This window comes from Rhizomicrobium sp., assembly GCA_037200045.1.
Lineage (GTDB): Bacteria > Pseudomonadota > Alphaproteobacteria > Micropepsales > Micropepsaceae > Rhizomicrobium.
Genome location: JBBCHM010000001.1, coordinates 1,749,843 through 1,768,613, shown reverse-complemented (window position 1 = coordinate 1,768,613; position 18,771 = coordinate 1,749,843). Strand labels below are relative to the sequence as shown.

22 protein-coding genes are annotated in these 18,771 nt (G+C 65.0%); 8 read left to right on the top strand and 14 right to left on the bottom strand.

Annotated elements, in window-relative coordinates; translation table 11 throughout:
- Positions 1 to 106 precede the first annotated feature (106 nt).
- Positions 107 to 1,204: a 5-(carboxyamino)imidazole ribonucleotide synthase gene (locus tag WDM86_08335; protein ID MEI9990030.1), complete on the bottom strand. Its 1,098-nt coding sequence runs from the start codon at positions 1,202 to 1,204 to the stop codon at positions 107 to 109.
- A complete protein-coding gene (gene purE / locus WDM86_08330) occupies positions 1,201 to 1,692 on the bottom strand; it encodes a 5-(carboxyamino)imidazole ribonucleotide mutase (GenBank protein ID MEI9990029.1) in 492 nt (163 codons plus the stop codon). The genes WDM86_08335 and purE overlap by 4 nt, the downstream gene beginning before the upstream one ends.
- Before the next feature lie 178 nt (positions 1,693 to 1,870).
- Between purE and WDM86_08325 the strand changes: the two genes are divergently transcribed.
- Positions 1,871 to 2,593, top strand: coding sequence for a GGDEF domain-containing protein (locus tag WDM86_08325; protein ID MEI9990028.1), 723 nt, complete (start codon positions 1,871 to 1,873; stop codon positions 2,591 to 2,593).
- Between the two features lie 186 nt (positions 2,594 to 2,779).
- Here the strand turns inward: WDM86_08325 and WDM86_08320 are convergent, their stop codons facing one another.
- From WDM86_08320 to WDM86_08310, 3 genes are all read right to left on the bottom strand, one after another.
- Positions 2,780 to 3,823, bottom strand: a complete 1,044-nt coding sequence (locus WDM86_08320) for an amidohydrolase family protein (protein ID MEI9990027.1) — start codon at positions 3,821 to 3,823, stop codon at positions 2,780 to 2,782.
- A 62-nt stretch (positions 3,824 to 3,885) separates the two neighbouring features.
- Positions 3,886 to 4,104: a DUF465 domain-containing protein gene (locus WDM86_08315; GenBank protein ID MEI9990026.1), complete on the bottom strand. Its 219-nt coding sequence runs from the start codon at positions 4,102 to 4,104 to the stop codon at positions 3,886 to 3,888.
- Complete coding sequence (locus tag WDM86_08310; GenBank protein MEI9990025.1) at positions 4,101 to 4,700, bottom strand: UbiX family flavin prenyltransferase; 600 nt, start codon at positions 4,698 to 4,700, stop codon at positions 4,101 to 4,103. The genes WDM86_08315 and WDM86_08310 overlap by 4 nt, the downstream gene beginning before the upstream one ends.
- 99 nt (positions 4,701 to 4,799) lie before the next feature.
- On the opposite strand from WDM86_08310, the gene WDM86_08305 reads away from it, so the two are divergent.
- Positions 4,800 to 4,973: a DUF465 domain-containing protein gene (locus WDM86_08305; protein ID MEI9990024.1), complete on the top strand. Its 174-nt coding sequence runs from the start codon at positions 4,800 to 4,802 to the stop codon at positions 4,971 to 4,973.
- Between the two features lie 6 nt (positions 4,974 to 4,979).
- Here the strand turns inward: WDM86_08305 and WDM86_08300 are convergent, their stop codons facing one another.
- The gene (locus WDM86_08300) at positions 4,980 to 6,236 is read right to left on the bottom strand and encodes a TCR/Tet family MFS transporter (protein MEI9990023.1); all 1,257 of its coding nucleotides are present in this window, start codon (positions 6,234 to 6,236) and stop codon (positions 4,980 to 4,982) included.
- 221 nt (positions 6,237 to 6,457) lie between these two features.
- On the opposite strand from WDM86_08300, the gene WDM86_08295 reads away from it, so the two are divergent.
- Positions 6,458 to 7,723 (top strand): hypothetical protein, encoded by a 1,266-nt coding sequence (locus WDM86_08295; GenBank protein ID MEI9990022.1) that lies wholly within the window; start codon positions 6,458 to 6,460, stop codon positions 7,721 to 7,723.
- Between the two features lie 24 nt (positions 7,724 to 7,747).
- Here WDM86_08295 and WDM86_08290 read toward each other — a convergent pair whose 3' ends face one another.
- Complete coding sequence (locus WDM86_08290; protein MEI9990021.1) at positions 7,748 to 7,933, bottom strand: hypothetical protein; 186 nt, start codon at positions 7,931 to 7,933, stop codon at positions 7,748 to 7,750.
- Positions 7,934 to 8,085: 152 nt separating this feature from the next.
- On the bottom strand, positions 8,086 to 9,954 hold the full coding sequence (locus tag WDM86_08285) for an acyl-CoA synthetase (GenBank protein ID MEI9990020.1): 1,869 nt from the start codon (positions 9,952 to 9,954) through the stop codon (positions 8,086 to 8,088).
- A gap of 124 nt (positions 9,955 to 10,078) precedes the next feature.
- On the opposite strand from WDM86_08285, the gene WDM86_08280 reads away from it, so the two are divergent.
- Positions 10,079 to 10,690 (top strand): hypothetical protein, encoded by a 612-nt coding sequence (locus WDM86_08280; protein ID MEI9990019.1) that lies wholly within the window; start codon positions 10,079 to 10,081, stop codon positions 10,688 to 10,690.
- 131 nt (positions 10,691 to 10,821) lie between these two features.
- Positions 10,822 to 12,066: an MFS transporter gene (locus WDM86_08275; protein ID MEI9990018.1), complete on the top strand. Its 1,245-nt coding sequence runs from the start codon at positions 10,822 to 10,824 to the stop codon at positions 12,064 to 12,066.
- Here the strand turns inward: WDM86_08275 and WDM86_08270 are convergent.
- Positions 12,063 to 12,725: a cell cycle transcriptional regulator TrcR gene (locus tag WDM86_08270; protein MEI9990017.1), complete on the bottom strand. Its 663-nt coding sequence runs from the start codon at positions 12,723 to 12,725 to the stop codon at positions 12,063 to 12,065. The two genes, WDM86_08275 and WDM86_08270, sit on opposite strands and share 4 nt — an antisense overlap.
- A gap of 106 nt (positions 12,726 to 12,831) precedes the next feature.
- Positions 12,832 to 13,320, bottom strand: coding sequence for a tetratricopeptide repeat protein (locus tag WDM86_08265; protein ID MEI9990016.1), 489 nt, complete (start codon positions 13,318 to 13,320; stop codon positions 12,832 to 12,834).
- A gap of 261 nt (positions 13,321 to 13,581) precedes the next feature.
- On the opposite strand from WDM86_08265, the gene WDM86_08260 reads away from it, so the two are divergent.
- A protein-coding gene (locus tag WDM86_08260; GenBank protein ID MEI9990015.1) for an IS5 family transposase occupies positions 13,582 to 14,429 on the top strand; the annotation gives its coding sequence in 2 pieces (ribosomal slippage) (positions 13,582 to 13,954 and positions 13,954 to 14,429; 849 coding nt in all).
- Here the strand turns inward: WDM86_08260 and WDM86_08255 are convergent.
- Together WDM86_08255 and WDM86_08250 are read right to left on the bottom strand one after the other, a co-directional pair.
- Entirely contained in the window at positions 14,421 to 15,326 is a 906-nt protein-coding gene (locus tag WDM86_08255; GenBank protein MEI9990014.1) for a hypothetical protein, read from the bottom strand. The two genes, WDM86_08260 and WDM86_08255, sit on opposite strands and share 9 nt — an antisense overlap.
- 63 nt (positions 15,327 to 15,389) lie before the next feature.
- Positions 15,390 to 16,364: an NAD(P)H-quinone oxidoreductase gene (locus WDM86_08250; GenBank protein MEI9990013.1), complete on the bottom strand. Its 975-nt coding sequence runs from the start codon at positions 16,362 to 16,364 to the stop codon at positions 15,390 to 15,392.
- Between the two features lie 62 nt (positions 16,365 to 16,426).
- On the opposite strand from WDM86_08250, the gene WDM86_08245 reads away from it, so the two are divergent.
- Entirely contained in the window at positions 16,427 to 16,618 is a 192-nt protein-coding gene (locus WDM86_08245; protein ID MEI9990012.1) for a DUF1192 domain-containing protein, read from the top strand.
- Between the two features lie 158 nt (positions 16,619 to 16,776).
- Positions 16,777 to 17,289, top strand: coding sequence for a DUF1465 family protein (locus WDM86_08240; GenBank protein ID MEI9990011.1), 513 nt, complete (start codon positions 16,777 to 16,779; stop codon positions 17,287 to 17,289).
- A gap of 131 nt (positions 17,290 to 17,420) precedes the next feature.
- Here the strand turns inward: WDM86_08240 and rpmE are convergent, their stop codons facing one another.
- Positions 17,421 to 17,645, bottom strand: coding sequence for a 50S ribosomal protein L31 (rpmE, locus tag WDM86_08235; protein MEI9990010.1), 225 nt, complete (start codon positions 17,643 to 17,645; stop codon positions 17,421 to 17,423).
- 75 nt (positions 17,646 to 17,720) lie between these two features.
- The gene (locus WDM86_08230; protein MEI9990009.1) at positions 17,721 to 18,755 is read right to left on the bottom strand and encodes an SDR family oxidoreductase; all 1,035 of its coding nucleotides are present in this window, start codon (positions 18,753 to 18,755) and stop codon (positions 17,721 to 17,723) included.
- Positions 18,756 to 18,771 lie beyond the last annotated feature (16 nt).

Below are 18,771 nucleotides of genomic sequence, written 5' to 3'. Positions count from 1 at the left end.
TGCGTGAGGGTTTTACGCGCGCGCAAGCTCCGAAGCCGTGGCCGGCTTCGTCGTCTTCGTCTTGCGCTTCAGCGTCATTTTCATGGCGGCGGACCCTATGGGGCGCTCAGCGCTTCGTCAACGGGCTCAGCGTGGTGAAGTGTCCCATCTTGCGGCCCGGCCGCGCCTCGCCCTTGCCGTAGAGGTGCAGCGCCCCGGCCCGCCGAGCATAGCGTTCCCAGGCATCGGCCTCGGCGCCGATGATGTTCTCCATCACCGCGTCGGCGTGGCGCGCCGGATCGCCCAGCGGCCAGCCGCATACCGCGCGGACATGCTGCTCGAACTGGCTGACGGCGCAGGCCTCGATGGTCCAGTGACCCGAATTGTGCACCCGGGGCGCGATCTCGTTGACCAGGAGCGTGCCGTCCTTCAGCACGAACAATTCCACCGCCAGCACGCCGACATAGTCGAGCGCAACCGCGATTCTGCGCGCGATCATTTTGGCGTCCGCGCTCTGCGCCGGCGTCAGCCGTCCCGGAACCGTAGACCGCCGCAGGATGTGGTTTTCGTGGCCGTTCTCCGGCGGATCGAACGCCGCGAAGCCGCCATCGGCGCCGCGCGCCGCCACGACCGAGGCTTCGAAGGCGAAATCGACGAAGCCTTCCAGGATCGAAGGCGCGCCGCGGAAGCTGTCGAACGCCGCCGCGCATTCCGCCGCGGTCGCAACCTTCGCCTGACCCTTGCCGTCATAGCCCATGCGCCGGGTCTTCAGCACGCCGGGCCGCCCCAGCACCGTGAATGCCGTGGCGGCGCCGTCGCTGCTGCCCACGGCGAGGTATTGCGACGTCGTCAAGGCGCAGCTTTCGACGAACCGCTTTTCGTCGAAGCGGTCCTGCGTGATGCCAAGCGCCTTGGCACCGGGATTCACCGGGACGATCCCCGCGATATGCGCGATGGTCGCCGCCGGAATGTTCTCGAACTCGAAGGTCACGACATCGCAGGTCGCGGCGAACGCGCCCACCGCGTCGAGGTCCTCGAACTTGCCGACCGTGTGCGCGTCGCACACCTGCGACGCCGGCGATTTCGGATCGTCGCAGAACACCCGCGTCTTCAGGCCCAGCCGCGCCGCCGCCAGCGCCAGCATCCGGCCAAGCTGCCCGCCGCCGAGAATCCCGACCGTGCCGCCCGGCGGAACGGCCGCCGCCAATGTCTTTATCGCGCTCATTTGTCGGACGGCGCGCGTGCCACGGCGTCGGTCTGCTTCGCACGCCAGGCCGCCAGCCGCTTGGCCAGCGCCTTGTCGCTCAGCGCCAGGATCGCGGCGGCGTGCAGCGCCGCGTTCTTCGCGCCGGCCTCGCCGATGGCGAAGGTCGCGACCGGCACGCCGCCCGGCATCTGCACGATGGAGAGCAGGCTGTCCAAGCCCTTCAGCGCCTTGGATTCGACCGGCACGCCCAGGACCGGGAGCGTCGTCATCGAGGCCGTCATGCCCGGCAGATGCGCCGCCCCGCCGGCCCCGGCGATGATCACCTTCAGGCCGCGCCCCGCCGCCCGCTTGGCATAGGCGCTCATCCGGTCGGGGGTGCGATGGGCGGAGACGATCCGGCTCTCATGCGCTACGCCGAGGTTTTTCAGGATCTCGGAGGCAGGCTTGAGCGTCGGCCAGTCGGACTGGCTTCCCATGATCAGGCCGACGAGTGGTTTGGCGGGCATGCTTCCCCTGGGGTAGGCCGGCAAATCACCTGCCGGGAAGCGCCGGAGTATAGGGCGGCAAACCTTGAGGAAAAGAGGCCGTTTGCCACTCGTTTACCTTTTGGTCGGTTTCATAAACGAATTGTTAAAGCGATCTTAGTATTGTTTTTGCCGCCAGAATGGCCGATTGGGGTCGATCATGAAGATCGAGCGGACGGGATCATCGAGGAGCGCGCGGTCGGTCGGCGCCGCGGCCTATGCGCGCCAGTCCGCCGTCGCCGAGCCGGTAAGCACCGCCACCATCGGCGCGACCGCCAGCGTGCTCGGCATTCCGGAAAGCGAATTCACCCCGCGCGTGCGCGACGCCATCGTCACCCTGATGGGCGAGGTCGACAATCTGCGCCGCGAGCTCGCCGCCACCATGGCGCGGCTCGACGAGGCGGAGAAGAACGCCGATCAGGACCATCTGGTGCCGCCGCTGCTCAACCGCCGCGCCTTCGTGCGCGAGCTGACGCGCTACATCGCCTTCGCCGGGCGCTACGGCACGCCGGCGAGCCTGATCTATTTCGACCTGAACGGTTTCAAGGCGATCAACGATTCGAACGGCCATGCCGGCGGCGACGCGGTGCTCAAGAACTTCGCCGCCGTGCTCTCCGCCAATGTCCGCGACAGCGACTGCGTCGGCCGCCTCGGCGGCGACGAGTTCGGCGTGCTGCTCAGCCACGCCGACCAGGAACAGGCGCACAGGAAGGCCGACATCCTGGCGGAGCGGCTGCGGGCCTCGCCGACCCAATGGCACGGCCAGTCGATCCCGATCAGCTTCGCCTATGGCGCGTTCGAGCTCAAAGCCGGCGACGACGCCGACGTCGCGATGGCCCGCGCCGACGAGGCGATGTACGCGCATAAGAGAAGCGCGCGGTAGCGCCACAGTTGGTGCTTCAAATCACGCAAAAGGTTGTCATGGCCCGCGAATGCGGGCCACCCAGGTGACACCCGCACCGCCCAAGCGTCACCTGGGTCCGCCGTTCGTACGCTGTCGCTACGAACTCGCGGCGGATGACAAAGTAGGATGAATTTTCAATTCGCGACCAGCGTCGGCAACGCTCGGTCACCCCAGCGGCGGCAGGCGGAAGACGTGCTCGGCGTTGGTCTGCATCAGCATGCGCTTGTGCTCGAGCGGTATGTCGAGCGCGTCGTAGGTCGCGACCTCGTCCGCCGACACCTGATAGGGATAGTCCATCGCGTAAAGCACGCGGTCGGGACCCAGCACCTCCTGACAGAACTTGATCGCCGGCGCCCAGGCGACGCCGCTGGTGGTGATCCAGATGTTGTTGCGGAAATAGTGCGAGACCTTGTGCTTGAGCTTCACGGCGGGCTGGCCGCCGCGCAGGCCCGGCCGCCCGTCGGCGTTGGATTGCATCCAGTCGAAGCGATAGAGCAGCAGCGGCATCGCCTCGCCCGCATGGCCGATGACCAGCCTGAGCTTGGGATGGCGGTCGAAGGCGCCGGAAAAGATCAGCCCCATCGTGTGCATCCACACCTCGTGGGAGAAGCCGGCAAGGGCGCCGGTGAAGCTGCGGAATTCGTAAGGATGGACCCATTTGGCCGGCGGACTGGTCGGATGGATGTAGAGCGCGGCGTCGAAATGCTCCAGCGCTTCCAGGATCGGTTCGAAGGCCGGCTCGTCGAGATAATGGCCCTGGGTATGCGAATTGAGCACCGCGCCGTTGAGGCCTAGCCCGGTCATGCCGCGCTCGATCTCGGCGACCGCGCCCTTGACGTCCTGCGGCGCAAAGGCGGCGAGGCCAGAGAAGCGATCGGGATATTTCCGGCAGGCCGCGGCCAGCCGGTCGTTAGACAAGGCGGCCAGCTCGGTGCCTTCGCGCGGGTGCAGCACCTGTACGCCCGGCGCGGTCAGCAGCAGAAGCTGGCGGTCGATGCCGAGCTCGTCCATGCGCCGGATCCGGCCCTCGCCGATGTCGCAGAGCTGTTCCTGCAGCGCCGCAAAGGAGGCGAACATCGCGCCCATGCGCAGCGACGGATCGTCCGGCGGGCACGAGCCGCGCAACAATTCGAGCTGGGCCTTGGGAATCTCCGGAATGCTCCAGGCTTCCTCGGTGGCGATGCGCTTGAAGTCTCTTCTGCCGCTCACGATGCCTCCTCCCGATCCGATTTTCCCCAAACCAAATCCGCGAGGCCTATGAACGGGCGGCCCTACGCGATGATGTCCGGCAGCAGCCGATCATTGATCTTCGAGATCTCGTCCTTGAGCTGCAGCTTGCGCTTCTTCAGCCGCGTCAGTTGAAGCTGGTCGCGCCCGCCGGTCTCGGACAGCGCGGCGATGGCGTTGTCGAGGTCGCGATGCTCCTGGGTGAGTTCCGCCAGCTTGGCCCGGAGCGCGACCTCGTCGGGCCGTGTGACTTGGGTTTTCATCGCGTCTTCGGCGCCCCGTTCCAGCGCTTATGCGCCGGCCAATCATAGCCCATCAGGTCGAGGGCGCGGCCGACGATCTGGTCGACGAAATCCGAAATCTTGTGCGGCTCGTCGTAGAACGCCGGCACCGGGGGCAGCACGATCGCGCCCATTTCGGCGAGCTGCGCCAGGGTCCGCAGATGCCCCGCATGCAGCGGCGTCTCGCGCACCATCAGGATCAGCGGCCGGCGTTCCTTCAGCGTCACGTCCGCGGCGCGCGTCAGAAGGCCGGTCGTCACGCCGGTGGCGATCTCCGACCAGCTTCTGACCGAGCAGGGCGCCACGATCATCCCCTTGGTCCTGAAGGTGCCCGACGCGATCGGCGCGCCGATATCGCCGGGCGCATAGGCGCGGGTAGCCTTGGCGGCGACCGCCTTGGGTTTCAGGTCGGTTTCCAGCGCGATGGTCAGCTCGGCCGCCTTGGTGACGACGAGATGGGACTCGATCTCCAGTTCCGCGAGCGCGTCGAGCAGCCTGATGCCATAGGCGACGCCGGAGGCGCCGCTGATGCCCACCACAAGCCGTTCTTTTTTCTGGGTTTCCGCAACCTTGGCCATGGGGGCCGGTTTACAGAAAGTAGACCATGGGCGGAAGAGGGCGTGACAGCCCCACCCGACAGTGATCTACTTCCGTGGCCTAAGAGATGAGGTGCACGCATGGCACTGCAAGGGCATATCCAGGAACTGTCCGACAAACATAAGAAACTCGAAGAACGCATCCACGACGAGATGGGCCATCCCGACTGGGATCAGGCGGCGGTCGCGGCGCTCAAGAAAGAAAAGCTCCGAATAAAAGACGAGCTCGAACGCCTCCGAAACAGCGTTCATTAGTCCCTCTCACGTCCGACCTGCACCGACCGGCTGGGCCAGAAGCCGCGGCTGCATCGCCATGAACACGGCCAGCGCGCCGAGTTCGAACAGCGCCGCCGCGGCGAAAGACGCGCCGGGGAAATAGACCGGTGCGCGCCCGCTGGTGAACCAGGCGAACAGGTTCGTCAGCAGCAGCGGCGCCACGATGGAGGTGATGCTGCCGGCGCTCGCCAGCGCCCCCATCAACTCGCCCTGCTCGTTGGCGGGCACGCTGCGGGACATGATCGCGTTCAGCGCCGGCCCGCCGACGCCGCCCAGCGCCCACACCGACATCCAGGCATAGAGCATCCAGGGCTGGGCCGAGAACGCATAGCCGGCATAGCCGAGGCCGGTGAAGAACAGTCCGACATAGACCGCGCGGGTCTCGCCGATGCGCGGCACGATCAGCCGGGGCAGCACGCCGAAGGAGAACGCGGTGAAAGCGCCGACCGCCATCAGCGAATAGCCGACCTGCGCCGCCGTCCAATGGAATTTCAGCATCGTGTAGAAGGTCCAGGTCGACGGCAGGGCATCATGCGCCAGCCGCATGAGGATCGTGACGCCGAGCAGCCCCATCATCATGGGAAAGCGGCGCAGGGCGCGCAGCGTACCCGCCGGATGGGCGCGCCAGATCTCGAATTTGCGCCGGCGCTCCGGCGGCAGCGATTCCTTCAGCACGACGAGACCGAACAGCGCATTGGCCAGCGCGAACGCGGCCGCGACGAAGAACGGCGCCCGCGCGCCCCAATGGTCGCCGATGATCCCGCCGATCGCCGGGCCGATCACGAAGCCGATGCCGAAGGCGGCGCCGGTCAATCCGAAATTCGCCGCGCGCTTCTCCGGCGGCGAGACGTCGGCGATATAGGCGTTGACCGTCGGATAGGCGGCGCCCGCGATCCCGGAGAGGACGCGGCCGACGAACAGCCAGGCGATGGTCGGCGCCGCGCCGGTGATGGCGTAATCGACGGCCAGCGCGGCCAGCGAGGTGATCAGCACCGGCCGGCGGCCGAACCGGTCGCTGAGATTTCCGATGGCCGGCGCGCAGAGGAACTGCATCAGCGCATAGACGAACATCAGCCAGCCGCCCCAGCCGGCCGCGCCGCTCAACTCCTCGCCGGTGAGTTCTTTGATGATCGCCGGCGTCACCGGGATGATGATGCCCAGCCCGATCGTGTCGATCAGCATGGTCGCGAAAACGAACGCCAGCGCGTATCGGCTGGCCAGGGGTGTCGATGCGTCGCTCAAGAACCGCCCTCCCAGACGCGGGAAGATTAAGGCGCGCCGATGGCGCCTGTCTTGGGTAAACTTGGCCGCCGCCGCGAGCCCCGGAAAGTGCCGAAGGACGCGCCTTCGATTGTCGCATAAATGCGGCACTCTGGATCGAATGATCGCCGCATGTCGCCACGGGGCCTTGCAACCGTATAAGCTTCGGGGACTTGGCGGGATTGAAGCAGAGGGGGCGTCGCTTGTTCTGGAGCAAAGCGGAGCGCCGGACATTCTCCGGTTTCATGGTCGACGATCACCGGGGCTTCGTCGAAATCGCGCCGCAGAAATCGCGGACGCGATCGATCGACGAATATCGCGAGATCGTGCGCGATCCGGCGCGCTGGGCCACGCTCAAGGCCGAGCTGCTCGACGAATATTTCGACGATCCGATCGACATGTTTCCCTATGAGGGCGGCGTGGAGCGGCGCGAGAAGGATGCGGCGACGCCGCAGGGCGACGTCTGGCGGCGCGGCCTGTGGTGGCGCACGCTCGACCGCAGCCTCAATCTCGCGATTCCCGCCCGCTTCTTCCAAATCCAGGCGGACCTGATCAAGCGCCGCTTTCCCGGCGGCCGGAACCAAACCATCGGCGACAGCGACATCCGCGACCTGATTTCATGCCTGCGCTACGTCTTCGCGCGGAATTTCAGCCAGCTGGTCTGGGTGCGCCGCGTCTGGTGCGCCTTCGTGTCCGCGATCGTGCTCCTCGCCTTCGCCTGTTTCGCGGTCTCGTTCGATCCGGCGGCCTTCTTTCCGCCCGGCATGGCGGTGACCGGCCATATGCTGCGCCTGCTGAGCATGGGCCTTGCCGGCCTCGTCGCGGTCCTGACCGTCGCGACGTTCTTTATCTATCGGTTCTGGAGCAACAACGAGTACGGCGATGCCGTGGAGAAATCCTGCAGCAATGTGCGCACCGGATTGCAGACCCGCCTGCAGGAACTGGTCGCCATCATCCCGCTGATCTTCCACCGCATCGACCGCGACAAGTTCGAACTGAAGAAGGACGACCTGCTCAAGCAATGGCCCGACGAGGTGCGCAAGTGGTCGCGGCTGGCGTTCTGGATGGCGATGCGCGTGCAATATCTGGAATTCTTCATGCAGGTCGAGATGTGGCGGATCCGGCGGATCCATGCCTGGACAAGGCTGATCGGTCTCGGCCTGTCGACGGCGATCTTCCTGGTCTCGCTCGCGATCCTGGAATATCTCGCGCTCGCCCTGCCGTGGGGCGCTCCGGCGGCCGAACTCGGCCTCGCCGATCTGATGGCCGCGCTGGTGCTGTTCGCGCTCGCGCTGATGTCCTATCGGACCTATCTGCCCGATTTCGATCTGGTCGAGCGGACCCTGCGGACCAACGACATGAAGGGGTCCAAGGACTCCAAATTCCACGAAGCGATCGAGGAATTCATGTTCCAGGAAAAGCACGCCCAGCTGCACGAAGAGGAAAAACGCAGCGGCCGCGGCACCTGACGCGAACGCGCGGGCCTCGGCGTATCAGGATACGGCTGGGCAGGAATCGGCCATTGCCGTTTCGCGCTCGGCGATTTCCATCAGCCAGAGGATGTGCGGCCGCGCTTCCTCGAAGTGTCCGAGATCGTGATACTCATAGAGCATGTCCTGCAGGCGCTGCAGCAGATCGCCGCCGTGGGCGGCGGTTTTGGGCACGCGACGGGATGACATGCACACTCCCCAGACAGAGTTGGGACGAGCATCCCACTACCGCCGCGCGAACCAACCCCACTGAATCGGGGGTACTTCGTGCATGGCCATCAGGTTGAGTAATGCAACTTTCGCATCGTCGATGAGGTGTACCCAATTCGGTTCCGCCGCCGTCAGCTTACCTCCTTGGTCATCTCCCGCAGCCGGAATTTCTGGATCTTGCCGGTGGAGGTCTTGGGCAGCTCGACGAAGACGATGTAGCGCGGGCATTTGTAGCGCGCGAGATGGGCGCGGCAATATTCGAGCAGCTCCTCGGCGGTGACGGTCTCATAGCCCGGCTTCAGCTCGACGAAGGCGCAGGGCGTCTCGCCCCATTTGTCGTCCTCCTTGGCGACCACGGCGGCGAACATCACGGCCGGATGCTTGTTCAGCACGTCCTCGACCTCGATGGAGGAGATGTTCTCGCCGCCCGAGATGATGATGTCCTTGGAGCGGTCCTTGAGCTGCACATAGCCGTCGGGATACATCACGCCCAGATCGCCGGAATGGAACCAGCCGCCCGCGAAGGCTTCCTTGGTCGCGGTCGGATTCTTCAGATAGCCCTTCATCACGACATTGCCGCGGAACATCACCTCGCCCATCGTCTCGCCGTCGGCCGGCACCGGCTCCATCGTCTCGGGATCCATCACGGTCAGCGCGTCGAGCGCGTGATAGCGCACGCCCTGGCGCGCCTTCTTCGCCGCGCGGTGGCTGTTGTCGAGCGCGTCCCAGTCCATGCTCCACTCGTTCACCACCGCCGGGCCATAGGTCTCGGTCAGGCCGTAGACATGGGTGACGTTGAACCCGGCATCGCTCATCGCGGCGAGCACCGCTTCGGGCGGCGGCGCCGCGGCGGTGATGAACTCCACCGTATGCGGCAGCGGCCGGCGATCTTCCGGTTTGGCGTTGACGAAGGTCGACATCACGATGGGCGCGCCGCACAGATGCGTGACCTTGTGGTCGGCGATGGCGTCGAACATCGCCTTGGCGCGCACCCAGCGCAGGCAGACATGCGTGCCGGCCACGACCGACAGCGACCAGGGAAAGCACCAGCCGTTGCAGTGGAACATCGGCAGCGTCCACAGAAGGATCGGATGATACCGCATCCGTGCCGCCAGGATATTGCCGTAGCCCATCAGCGCCGCGCCGCGGTGATGGAACACCACGCCCTTCGGATTGCCCGTCGTGCCCGAGGTGTAGTTGAGCGAGATCGCGTCCCACTCATCGCCCGGATAGGCCCAGGGGAAATCCGGGTCGCCGTCGCTGACGAAGGCCTCGTAGTCGATATGGCCGAGGCGCGCGCCGGTCTGCGGGAATTCCGGATCGTCATAGTCGATGACGATGGGCTTCACCTTGGCGAGCGTCAGCGCCTCGGCCATCACGCCCGCGAATTCGCGGTCGGTGATCAGGACCTTCGCCTCGCCATGGTCGAGGATGAAGGCCAGCCCGGCGGGATCGAGCCTGGTGTTCAGCGCGTTCAGCACGCCGCCCGCCATCGGCACGCCGTAATGGGCTTCCAGCATCGGCGGCGTGTTGGCCAGCATGGCGGCGACCGTGTCGCCCTTCTTCACGCCCGCCTTGGCGAGCGAGGAAGCGAGCCGGCGCGACCGCGCATAGAACTCGGCATAGGTGACGGTCTGCCGTCCGTGGATGATCGCGGTGTAGTTGGGAAAGACATAGGCGGCGCGTTCCAGGAAGGAGAGCGGCGTCAGCGGCTGGTAGTTCGCCGGGTTGCGGTCGAGATCGGTGTCGTATTTGCCGCGGCGCGGGGCGAGCCGCGGCGCGGCGCGCATCGCTCCTTCGACGGCGCGGCGGACGAGCGATTTCGGCCGCCGCTGCATCCCCGGCTTGGCGACGGGCAGGCGCGTGACCGGCTGGGCCGGTTTCGCCACGGCCTTTTTCGCGACGGGCTTCTTCTTCGCCGCCGTCTTCGCGATCCGCTTTTTCGGCGCTTTGGCCTTGGCGGCTTTCACGGATTTCTTCTTGTTTTTGCTCTTGGCCATCTTCGAACGCCCGGAATTTCCACAGTCGCGCGAACGCTAAAGAATGCCGCATTAACCAGCAAGCGCGGGCGATGGACGGGCCAAGGCGCGATTGCTAGGAATGCGGGCGCCTCAGAGAAATCCGATGTCCGAACAGGTCCAACCCGCGCCGCGCGGCCTACGCCGCCTCTATGCCTGGATGATGGAGAACGCGCGCGGCCGCCATGCCTGGGCGGCGCTCGCGGCCTTCGCCTTCGCGGAAGCGTCATTTTTCCCGATCCCGCCCGACGTCATGCTGCTGCCGATGATGCTGGCGCATCGCGAGCGCGCCTTGGCGCTGGCGGCCTGGTGCACCTTCTGGTCGGTGATGGGCGGCATGCTCGGCTACGCGATCGGCGCCTTGTTCTGGGACACCGCCGGGGTGTGGCTGATCGGCCTGCTGCATATCCCGCTGGCCGAGGTCGAGGCGCTGCGGCTGAAATACAGCGAGCACGCCTATCTGATCGTCGTCCAGGGCCTGACGCCGGTGCCCTACAAGCTGGTGACGATCTCCGCCGGCCTCGCCAACGTGCCCTTCGCGGCGTTCATGCTCTATTCCGCGATCACGCGCAGCCTGCGCTTCATCGTGCTGGAGGGTATCCTGGTCTACGTCTTCGGCGACAAGGCCCAGGCCTTCCTGGAACGTTACATGGAAGCGGTGCTGATCGCGGTCCTGGTCCTGGTCGTGCTGGGCTTCGTGGCGCTGAAATATCTGTAAGAACCACCCTCCCCTTGCGGGAGAGTGGCGCATATCGCCAATTTAGCCGCCGCGCCTTGCGTTTTTGCAACGCGGCCCTGCTTTGACTTGGCCACAATCGCGCGTCATACCGCGAGGCTCGCGAGAGCCCCATGCGCAAGCAAATCCTGGCCGTCGGCGCCATCCTGTTCTCCACCGCGCTCTACATCATGGGCAACGGCCTGATCGGCGTGCTCATTCCGGTGCGCGGCCATGCCAGCGGCTTCTCCAACCTGGCCCTGGGCGTCATCGGCTCGTTCTATTTCGCCGGCTTCGTGCTGGGCTGTTTCCTGGGACCGCGCCTGCTGGCGCGCGTCGGGCACAGCCGGACCTTCGGCGTCGGCGCCGGTATTTCGGCCGCCGCCATCCTTCTGCAATCGATGATCGTGACGATACCCGTCTGGATCCTGCTGCGCGGCGCCTTCGGCGTGGCGGCGGCCTGCATCTACATGGTGATCGAGAGCTGGCTGAACGACCGCGCGACCAACGAGAATCGCGGCCGCATCTTCTCTGCCTATCTGACGGTCAATTTCTCGGCGATCATCGTGGGCCAGATGCTGTCCGGCACGGCCAGGCCCACCAGCTTCTCGCTGTTCAGCCTGGCGGCGGTGTTCTATGCGCTCTGCCTGATTCCGATGGGGCTGACGCGGCTGCCGCAGCCGAACGCCGCGGCCGTGCCGGTGCTGCGGCCGCTCCGCCTCTATCGCATCTCGCCGGTGGGCGTGATGGGCTGCATCGCGGTCGGCTTCGCCAACAGCGCGGTGTGGACGCTGGCGCCGGTTTATGCCGACGCGCACGGCCTGGCCAAGGGCTGGATCGCGGTGTTCATGAGCGTGTTCACCTTCGGCGGCGCCATCGTGCAATTGCCGCTCGGGCGCATCTCCGACCGGATGGACCGGCGCTACATCATCGCCTTCGTCAGCGTCGTGGCGGCGGCGCTCGGCGTCGCGCTGGCGACCTTCGGCGGCGCGCATCGCTGGACGATCCTGCCGCTGATCGGGTTGTTCGGCCTGATGGCACTGCCGCTCTACGGCCTGTCGGTCGCCCACACCAACGACCGCATCGCGCGCGACGAGTTCGTGGAGACCTCCGCGACGCTGCTGATGATCAATTCGCTGGCCTCGGTCAGCGGGCCGACATTGGCGGCGCTGGCGATGGGCTGGTTCGGGACGAGCGCGCTGTTCTTCTACACGGCGACGATCCATGCCGCGATGGCGGTGTTCGCGCTTGTCCGCATCACGATGAAGGAGGCGGCATCGCCGACATCGCGCGAGCGCTACGAACCGATCCCGCCGCAATCGACCCAGGCCGAAGCCGCGCTCGACCCGCGTGGCGCCGACGAACAGGCGGCGGCTTAACCCGGGCTGTCGTCGTCGGCCGGGAATTCCAGCGCATCGGGTTCCGGCGCGGAATCGGCCGACACCGTCTCGGAGATCGGCTTCAGCGTGTCGCCGCGCTTGACCGCGCGCTGCTCCGCCCGGTCGCGCTTGGCGCCGGCGCGGGAGACCGCGAGGTCGAGTTCGAGCTGCGAGCAAAGCCCCAGCGTCACCGGATCGACCGCCTTGATGTTGGTCGCGTTCCAATGGCTGCGCTCGCGGATCTTCTGGATCGTCGCCTTGGTGGTGCCGATCAGGCGGATGATGTCGGCGTCGGCGAATTCGGGATGGTTGCGCAGGATCCAATAGACCGCATCGGGCTTGTCCTGGCGCTTGCTGACCGGCGTGTAGCGCGGCGCCTTCTTCTGCTTGACGCTGGGCATCTTGTGCTTGGGCGGCGCCATCTTGAGGCGCAGCTTGGGATTCTGCTCCGCCGCCTCGATGCTCTCGCGCGTGAGCTGGCCGGAGGACACCGGGTCCTGGCCCTTGATGCCCTTGGCGACGTCCTCGTCGGCGATGCCCTTCACCTCGAGCGGGTGCAGGCCGCAGAAATCGGCGATCTGCTCGAAGGTAAGCGAGGTGTTGTCGACCAGCCAGACGGCGGTCGCCTTGGGCATGAGGGGCTTGGTATCGACGGCCATAAATCTTCTCCCTTGCCGGGGGAGCGTTCACCGCACCCACCGACCTCTTAAAGCGCCAAGCTTTTCGAGGAATGGCAGGGGTTTTAGCGGGGAAGGGACGGTTTGGCTAGGGTTTTTGTGCTTGTCGGGCGGCAATCAAAGCCTTTGTTCGTCCAAGGTTTTCCGCAACTATTTCCAAATGACTGGCCGCTTTTTCGTGAGCGTACACCCATTGTGCTTCGCAAAATGCCTTGGCCGCTGCGTCTAATTTTGCCGTTCCCGGTTCGCGTTCGCCAAGGCTCAGAAGGGCGAATCCCAGGTTATTTTGGGTCATCGCCCAGTCAAGAGGGTTATTCGTGAGGGCATACTTTCCCAGCGCCATGCGGAAGGCCTGGACGGCTTCGAGCAGGATTTCAGGATCGTCCACCCGTTCTCCTAAGCTCAAAAGCGCGGTTCCCAAATTATTCTGAGTGGCAGCCCACTGGAGGGGCATTTGCTGAGGCGTGTACACCGTCAATGCACAGCGGCATGCGTCAACAGCCTCCTCAAGCATTGCAGTGCCTTCCGACCGTTCTCCAAAGCTTGTGAGTGCTGTCGCTAGATTGTTCAGCGTCATTGCCCACTGAAGAGGCGCGCTTTCGCTCGTGCGTACTCTTAACGCCTCACGATATGCGGCTAGAGCATCCGTCAGTCGAGTCGTTCCGTTCTCGATCTCACCTAGACTTGTAAGTGCATTGCCCAAATTGTTTTGAATTGCTGCCCATTGGAAGGGCACTCGCTCAAGACGTCGTTCCTTTAGAGCCAATCCAGGAAGTTATTGAATCGAGGGAATCGGTTGTGATTCTGTGACGGTGCCTGATTCGGAAGGAGGCACCAGATGTGGAAGCCGGAGCATCGCCGGGCGGCGGCGCTGGTTGGATTGCGGTATCCCAACGATTTGACGGATGCGGAGTGGGCGTTGATCGCGCCGCTGATTCCGCCCGCCAAGCGCGGCGGCCGTCGGCGCGAGATCGATGTTCGTGAAGTTCTGAACGCGATCTTCTATGTGCTCTCGACCGGTTGCCAGTGGAAGGCGCTGCCCAAAGACCTGCCGCCGAAGAGCACGGCGCATTTCTATTTCATGCTGTGGGATTGGGACGGCACGCTGGAGCGCATCCACCATGCGCTCTATGTGGCGGTGCGCGAGAAGGAAGGCCGCGAGGCCAGCCCGACCGCGGCCATCATCGACAGCCAGAGCGCCAAGGCGGCTCAAAAAGGGGCAAAAGCCTCGATCCGCAGGGCTTCGATGCGGGCAAGAAGGTTACGGACCGCAAGCGCCACATCCTTGTCGACACGCTCGGTCTGTTGCTGAGCGTTGCCGTTCATTCCGCCGGCATCCAGGACCGCGACGGCGCGGCGCTGGTGCTCGACAAACGGACGCGGGCGCTGTTTCCCTTCATCGAGCGCATCTACGCCGATGGCGGTTATCGGGGGCCACGCGTTCGCGCCGCTGCCGCAAGAACCGGCACGTGGAAGATCGAGATCGTCAAACGATCCGACATCGCAAAGGGCTTCGTTGTCTTGCCCAAACGATGGGTGGTCGAGAGAACCTTCGCCTGGATCAGCCGCAATCGACGCCTTTGCCGCGACTTCGAACGCTATGCAAACACCGTCGCGGCCTTCATCCGTCTCGCCATGGTCCGCATCATGCTCCGGCGCCTCACAAAGCCAAATCCCTCAACATGAATCCAAACTTCGTGGATCGGCTCTTAGTGCTTGCCTATAATAATAGACGGCCTTTTCAAGAGAAACTTCGTCGCGATCCTGCTCGCCAAGCAGCGTCAATGAACTTGCATAGGACAAATACAATTGTGCCCTTGTGTCGCCGTCCAGGGAGGCTGGCGGCGATCCGGCAAGGCGTTGAAGTTGCGATATCACGGGCCGAAGTAGGTCGACGGCGTATTTGCCGCCGTCGTAAGCTGGCGCAGCTGACGAGGCTGCGATCGCTGCAATCGCAGTGCCAAGTTCAGTGCCGAAATTTTCTGGGAGCCGAAGAGTGGGCGTCAATAGATAGGAATGAACACTTCCGTCGTTGTGTCCGCGCGCCGTGAAGTATAGATCGACGATCTTTTCTTGCCTAAGTGCTTGCCCCCATATAACCAGATGCGCGTTTGCTTTCGCAGCAATTTCCTGCGCCGACAGTGCTCCCGCCATTTGTCTGTCTTCGAGGTTGCCGCGTTTTCCCAATACAATAGTCTCTTCGCATGGGACAATTTCCACTCGTCCGCCGAACACTTCGGCGAGTGATAACTCGATGTGATGGGCGATGTGCCTTTCAACGTCGTTGGAGAGGGTAGCTATCGCAATCGCCAATCTGTCTCCCTGCGCGCGCGGATATCGGAGTCTTCGGACGGCGGTTAGGATTAAAACCCGCGTCCCTCTTTGTATCAGTGTTAAAGCAACAAATAAGACAAGGAACACGAGCGCAGAAAGTGCGTTCCAGAGATCGCTTGCAAAGTTTAGTCCTGTGAAGCGTCCTAAATACTTTATGCCGGCACTTGATCCGCCGCTGACAAGTAAAGTAGCAATCAAATTGCCGATAATGCCGAGATCGCTGCTTCTTTGTCGGTTGTTCTCCACCACGGTCGTGTCCCAAGAGCGCAGCCAACAATAGCAACTGTGCATTGGTTCGTACCTGGATATTGCTCACAGCGTCAGCAAGATCTTCCCGATATGCTCGCTGCCCGCCATCCGCTTATGCGCGGCGGCGGCTTCGGCCAGCGGATAGGTCCGGTCCACCACCGGCTTGATCCTGCCCGCTTCGATCAGCGGCCACACCTCGCGCAGCACCGCGTCGCGGATCGCGCCTTTTTCGTCGTTCGACCGCGCGCGCAACGTCGTCGCCAGGAGGCTCAGCCGCTTCATCAGCATCGGCGCGAAGTTCACGGTGGCGCTCATGCCGCTCTGATAGGCGATGTTGACGATCCGGCCCCAGATCGCCGCCGCGCTCATGTTGCGCTGGATGTATTCGCCGCCGACCATGTCGAGGATCACGTCGACGCCGCGCCCGCCGGTCGCGTCCTTCACCGTCGCGACGAAATCCTGTTCCTTGTAGTTGATCGCCCGCGCGCCCAGCGCCGCGATCGCCGCGCATTTCGTCGCGCTCGCCGCGGTCGAGAACACCTTGTGCCCGCGCGCGGCGCAAAGCTGGATCGCCGCCGTGCCGATGCCGCTCGATCCGCCATGGATCAGGACGCTCTCGCCCGGCTTCAGCCGCGCCGAGTCCATGAGGTTGGTCCACACCGTGAAATGCACTTCGGGCAGCGCCGCCGCATCGATGAGGCTCACGCCCCTCGGCACCGGCAGCACGGATTTCTCCGACGCGACCGCGTATTCGGCATAGCCGCCGCCGGGTATCAGCGCGCACACCGCGTCGCCCGCCTTGCAGTGCGTCACACCGGCGCCGACGCTCTCGACCGTGCCGGAGACTTCCATGCCGAGCGTGGTCGAGGCGCCCGGCGGCGGCGGATAGGCGCCCATCGCCTGCGCCAGATCGGCACGATTGAGGCCGGCGGCGGCGACCTTGATCAGAACCTCGCCGGCGCCCGGCGCGGGCTTGGCGATGTCCGCAACCGCGAGCCCGTAATCCTGTCCCGGATTTGCAACTTCGATGGCCTTCATGGCGTCTCTTTCGCTTGGCAATATCGCGGGCGAAGATAGCAGGCGAACCGGCGGAGGCGGAAATGGCGATCGATCCCGAGGAGCCGCGAAAGAAGGCGCCGGATATCGTGCTCGGCGAGGACATCTCGGCGATGTCGGCGAACGAACTGGAACGCCGCATCGCGGCGCTCGAAACCGAGATCGCGCGCTGCCGCGAAGCGATATCCGACCGCGCGCGCACGAAATCCGCAGCGGACGCGTTCTTTAAGCGTTAATCGCGGGTGGGGTTCCATATCAAGATTAATACGCACAGCTATTCGTTGCTCCTGCGCAACCATTCGTTTGGTTTACGCGGACGCCGCAGCGCAATACGTATTGCGCGGCACGCACGAGTTGATAGCTTGCACCTCGCACGAGCGGGCAACAGATCGATATGGGCACCAGCATAGCCGACGACGAATTTCTGCGTGACGTTTCCATCCAGAGCTTCACCGGTTCGGCGTTGTTCGATCGTACCTTCGAGGAAGGCATGTCGCTGGTCGAGGAGACGGCGAAATACCTCGACGGCCGCGGCCGCCAGGAAGCGCGCGACCTGCCGCGCAAGACCGCGCTGCTCTATGCCGGCGAAAGCATGCGCGTGACCACGCGGCTGATGCAGGCGGCGAGCTGGCTTTTGGTGCAGCGCGCGGTGCACGAAGGCGACATGGCGCCGGAAGACGCGCATGACGAGCGCTATCGTCTCGGCTCGAAGGATATCTGCCTCGGCGGCGCGGCCGGGATCGACCTGCTTCCCGCGACGCTGCAGGATCTGCTGGCGCGCAGCGACAATCTCTATCGCCGCATCGCGCGGCTCGACGATGTGCTGTTCGAGGGCGGTTTGAAGGCGCAGTCCGGCATCCAGGCGCAGATGAACCGTCTGGAGCAGGCGTTCGGCGCGGAAGAATAGAATCGCGCTGTCATGGCCCGCGATCGCGGGCCACCCAGTTGAGTTCGCTTCCGTTTTTCAGAAAAATAAAAGAAGTTTGGTGCAAGCGTCACCTGGGCGGCCCGCAGTCGCGGGCCGTGACGTCCAGATTTTTACGGCTTCACGAAACCCGCGAACTTCTTGTTGAAGCGCGTCAGGCGGCCGCCGCGGTCCATCAGCTGCTGCTGGCCGCCGGTCCAGGCCGGGTGCGTCGTCGGATCGATGTCGAGCGTGAGCTGCTGGCCGGCCTCGCCCCAGGTCGTGCGCGTCTTGTAGGTCGAGCCGTCGTTCAGCCGGACCTCGACGAAGTGATAATTGGGGTGGATGCCCTTTTTCATGGCCTATGGCTCTCTGACGCGCTGCGAAGCCGCGCCTTATAGGGGCAGGACCGGCCCAAAGCAAGCGCGCCCGGCTCAGGACCCGAACGGCGCCAGCCCGGCGCCGAGTCCCTGAAAACCCAGTTTTTCCGCATAGAGCCGGGCCAGCGCCGCTTTGGCCGGCGTGGTGTGGATCTGGGCGTAGCGCGCCGCCAGGACCCAGCGGGTCCTGGGCGGTAGTTCGCCCGGCGCGGCGATCTCGCGCGCGAGCCAGGCCTCCATGGCCCGCCAGAAATGGGGGCGGCTGCCGTCGACATCGGTGAGGCCATAGTCCTCCGCGACGTCGGCGCCCCACAGGGCCAGCCCCGACCGGCGGCCGACCGCAGGATCGGCGGCGAGCGCCGCGACGGCGCGCCCGACATAGCGCGGCGTTTCGGAGAAGGCGAAATCGGGTTCGGTCTTGGCCGCCTCGCGCCAATTGGCCTCGGTCACGCCGAAATGGTCGAGCATCGCCTCGGACCGCAGGAAGCCGGGCGAGATCGCCAGCGCGGTGACGCCCGTGCCCACGAGATCCCAGGCAAAGCCATAGGCCAGCCGGATCACCGAAGCCTTGATGAAATCGTAGAGCAACTGGCCGCGATAGCCGGCGTGTTCGCCGTCGGTGACCTCCACGATCAGGCCGCGCTTCGCCTCGACCATCAGCGGCGCCAGATGGCGCGCGGTGATCAGATGGCTGAACACCGTCTGGTCCGCCAGCGCTCGCGCCTTCGCGATGTCGAGGGCCCAGAACTTCGCATCCCAGTCGATCGCCGCGTCGCCGCCCCAGATGTCGTTGACCAGCACGTCCAGCCGGCCCTCGTCGGCGCGCAGGCGCTCGGCGAGTGCGGCGACCTCGGCCTCCACGGTGTGATCGACCCGGACGGCGACGGCGCGGCCGCCTTCGCCGGCGATGATCTCGGCGGTCTCCTCGATGGTCTCTGGCCGGCCCGGCGTCGCGGCATGGCCGCGCGTGCTGCGCCCGGTGCAGTAGACCTTGGCGCCGGCCGCCGCCAATTCGCGGGCGATGCCGCGGCCCGCGCCCCGCGTCGCGCCCGCCACCAGCGCCACCTGTCCGTCCAGCGGTTTCGTCATGCCGGTCTCCCCGACG

What these genes read in the sequence shown, in the direction of transcription:
- WDM86_08335 (MEI9990030.1), bottom strand. Translation starts at nt 1,204, where the DNA reads ATGAGCGCGATAAAGACATTGGCGGCGGCCGTTCCGCCGGGCGGCACG.
- purE (MEI9990029.1), bottom strand. Translation starts at nt 1,692, where the DNA reads ATGCCCGCCAAACCACTCGTCGGCCTGATCATGGGAAGCCAGTCCGAC.
- WDM86_08325 (MEI9990028.1), top strand. Translation starts at nt 1,871, where the DNA reads ATGAAGATCGAGCGGACGGGATCATCGAGGAGCGCGCGGTCGGTCGGC.
- WDM86_08315 (MEI9990026.1), bottom strand. Translation starts at nt 4,104, where the DNA reads ATGAAAACCCAAGTCACACGGCCCGACGAGGTCGCGCTCCGGGCCAAG.
- WDM86_08310 (MEI9990025.1), bottom strand. Translation starts at nt 4,700, where the DNA reads ATGGCCAAGGTTGCGGAAACCCAGAAAAAAGAACGGCTTGTGGTGGGC.
- WDM86_08305 (MEI9990024.1), top strand. Translation starts at nt 4,800, where the DNA reads ATGGCACTGCAAGGGCATATCCAGGAACTGTCCGACAAACATAAGAAA.
- WDM86_08290 (MEI9990021.1), bottom strand. Translation starts at nt 7,933, where the DNA reads ATGTCATCCCGTCGCGTGCCCAAAACCGCCGCCCACGGCGGCGATCTG.
- WDM86_08285 (MEI9990020.1), bottom strand. Translation starts at nt 9,954, where the DNA reads ATGGCCAAGAGCAAAAACAAGAAGAAATCCGTGAAAGCCGCCAAGGCC.
- WDM86_08280 (MEI9990019.1), top strand. Translation starts at nt 10,079, where the DNA reads ATGTCCGAACAGGTCCAACCCGCGCCGCGCGGCCTACGCCGCCTCTAT.
- WDM86_08275 (MEI9990018.1), top strand. Translation starts at nt 10,822, where the DNA reads ATGCGCAAGCAAATCCTGGCCGTCGGCGCCATCCTGTTCTCCACCGCG.
- WDM86_08270 (MEI9990017.1), bottom strand. Translation starts at nt 12,725, where the DNA reads ATGGCCGTCGATACCAAGCCCCTCATGCCCAAGGCGACCGCCGTCTGG.
- WDM86_08265 (MEI9990016.1), bottom strand. Translation starts at nt 13,320, where the DNA reads ATGACGCTGAACAATCTAGCGACAGCACTCACAAGCTTTGGAGAACGG.
- WDM86_08250 (MEI9990013.1), bottom strand. Translation starts at nt 16,364, where the DNA reads ATGAAGGCCATCGAAGTTGCAAATCCGGGACAGGATTACGGGCTCGCG.
- WDM86_08245 (MEI9990012.1), top strand. Translation starts at nt 16,427, where the DNA reads ATGGCGATCGATCCCGAGGAGCCGCGAAAGAAGGCGCCGGATATCGTG.
- WDM86_08240 (MEI9990011.1), top strand. Translation starts at nt 16,777, where the DNA reads ATGGGCACCAGCATAGCCGACGACGAATTTCTGCGTGACGTTTCCATC.
- rpmE (MEI9990010.1), bottom strand. Translation starts at nt 17,645, where the DNA reads ATGAAAAAGGGCATCCACCCCAATTATCACTTCGTCGAGGTCCGGCTG.
- WDM86_08230 (MEI9990009.1), bottom strand. Translation starts at nt 18,755, where the DNA reads ATGACGAAACCGCTGGACGGACAGGTGGCGCTGGTGGCGGGCGCGACG.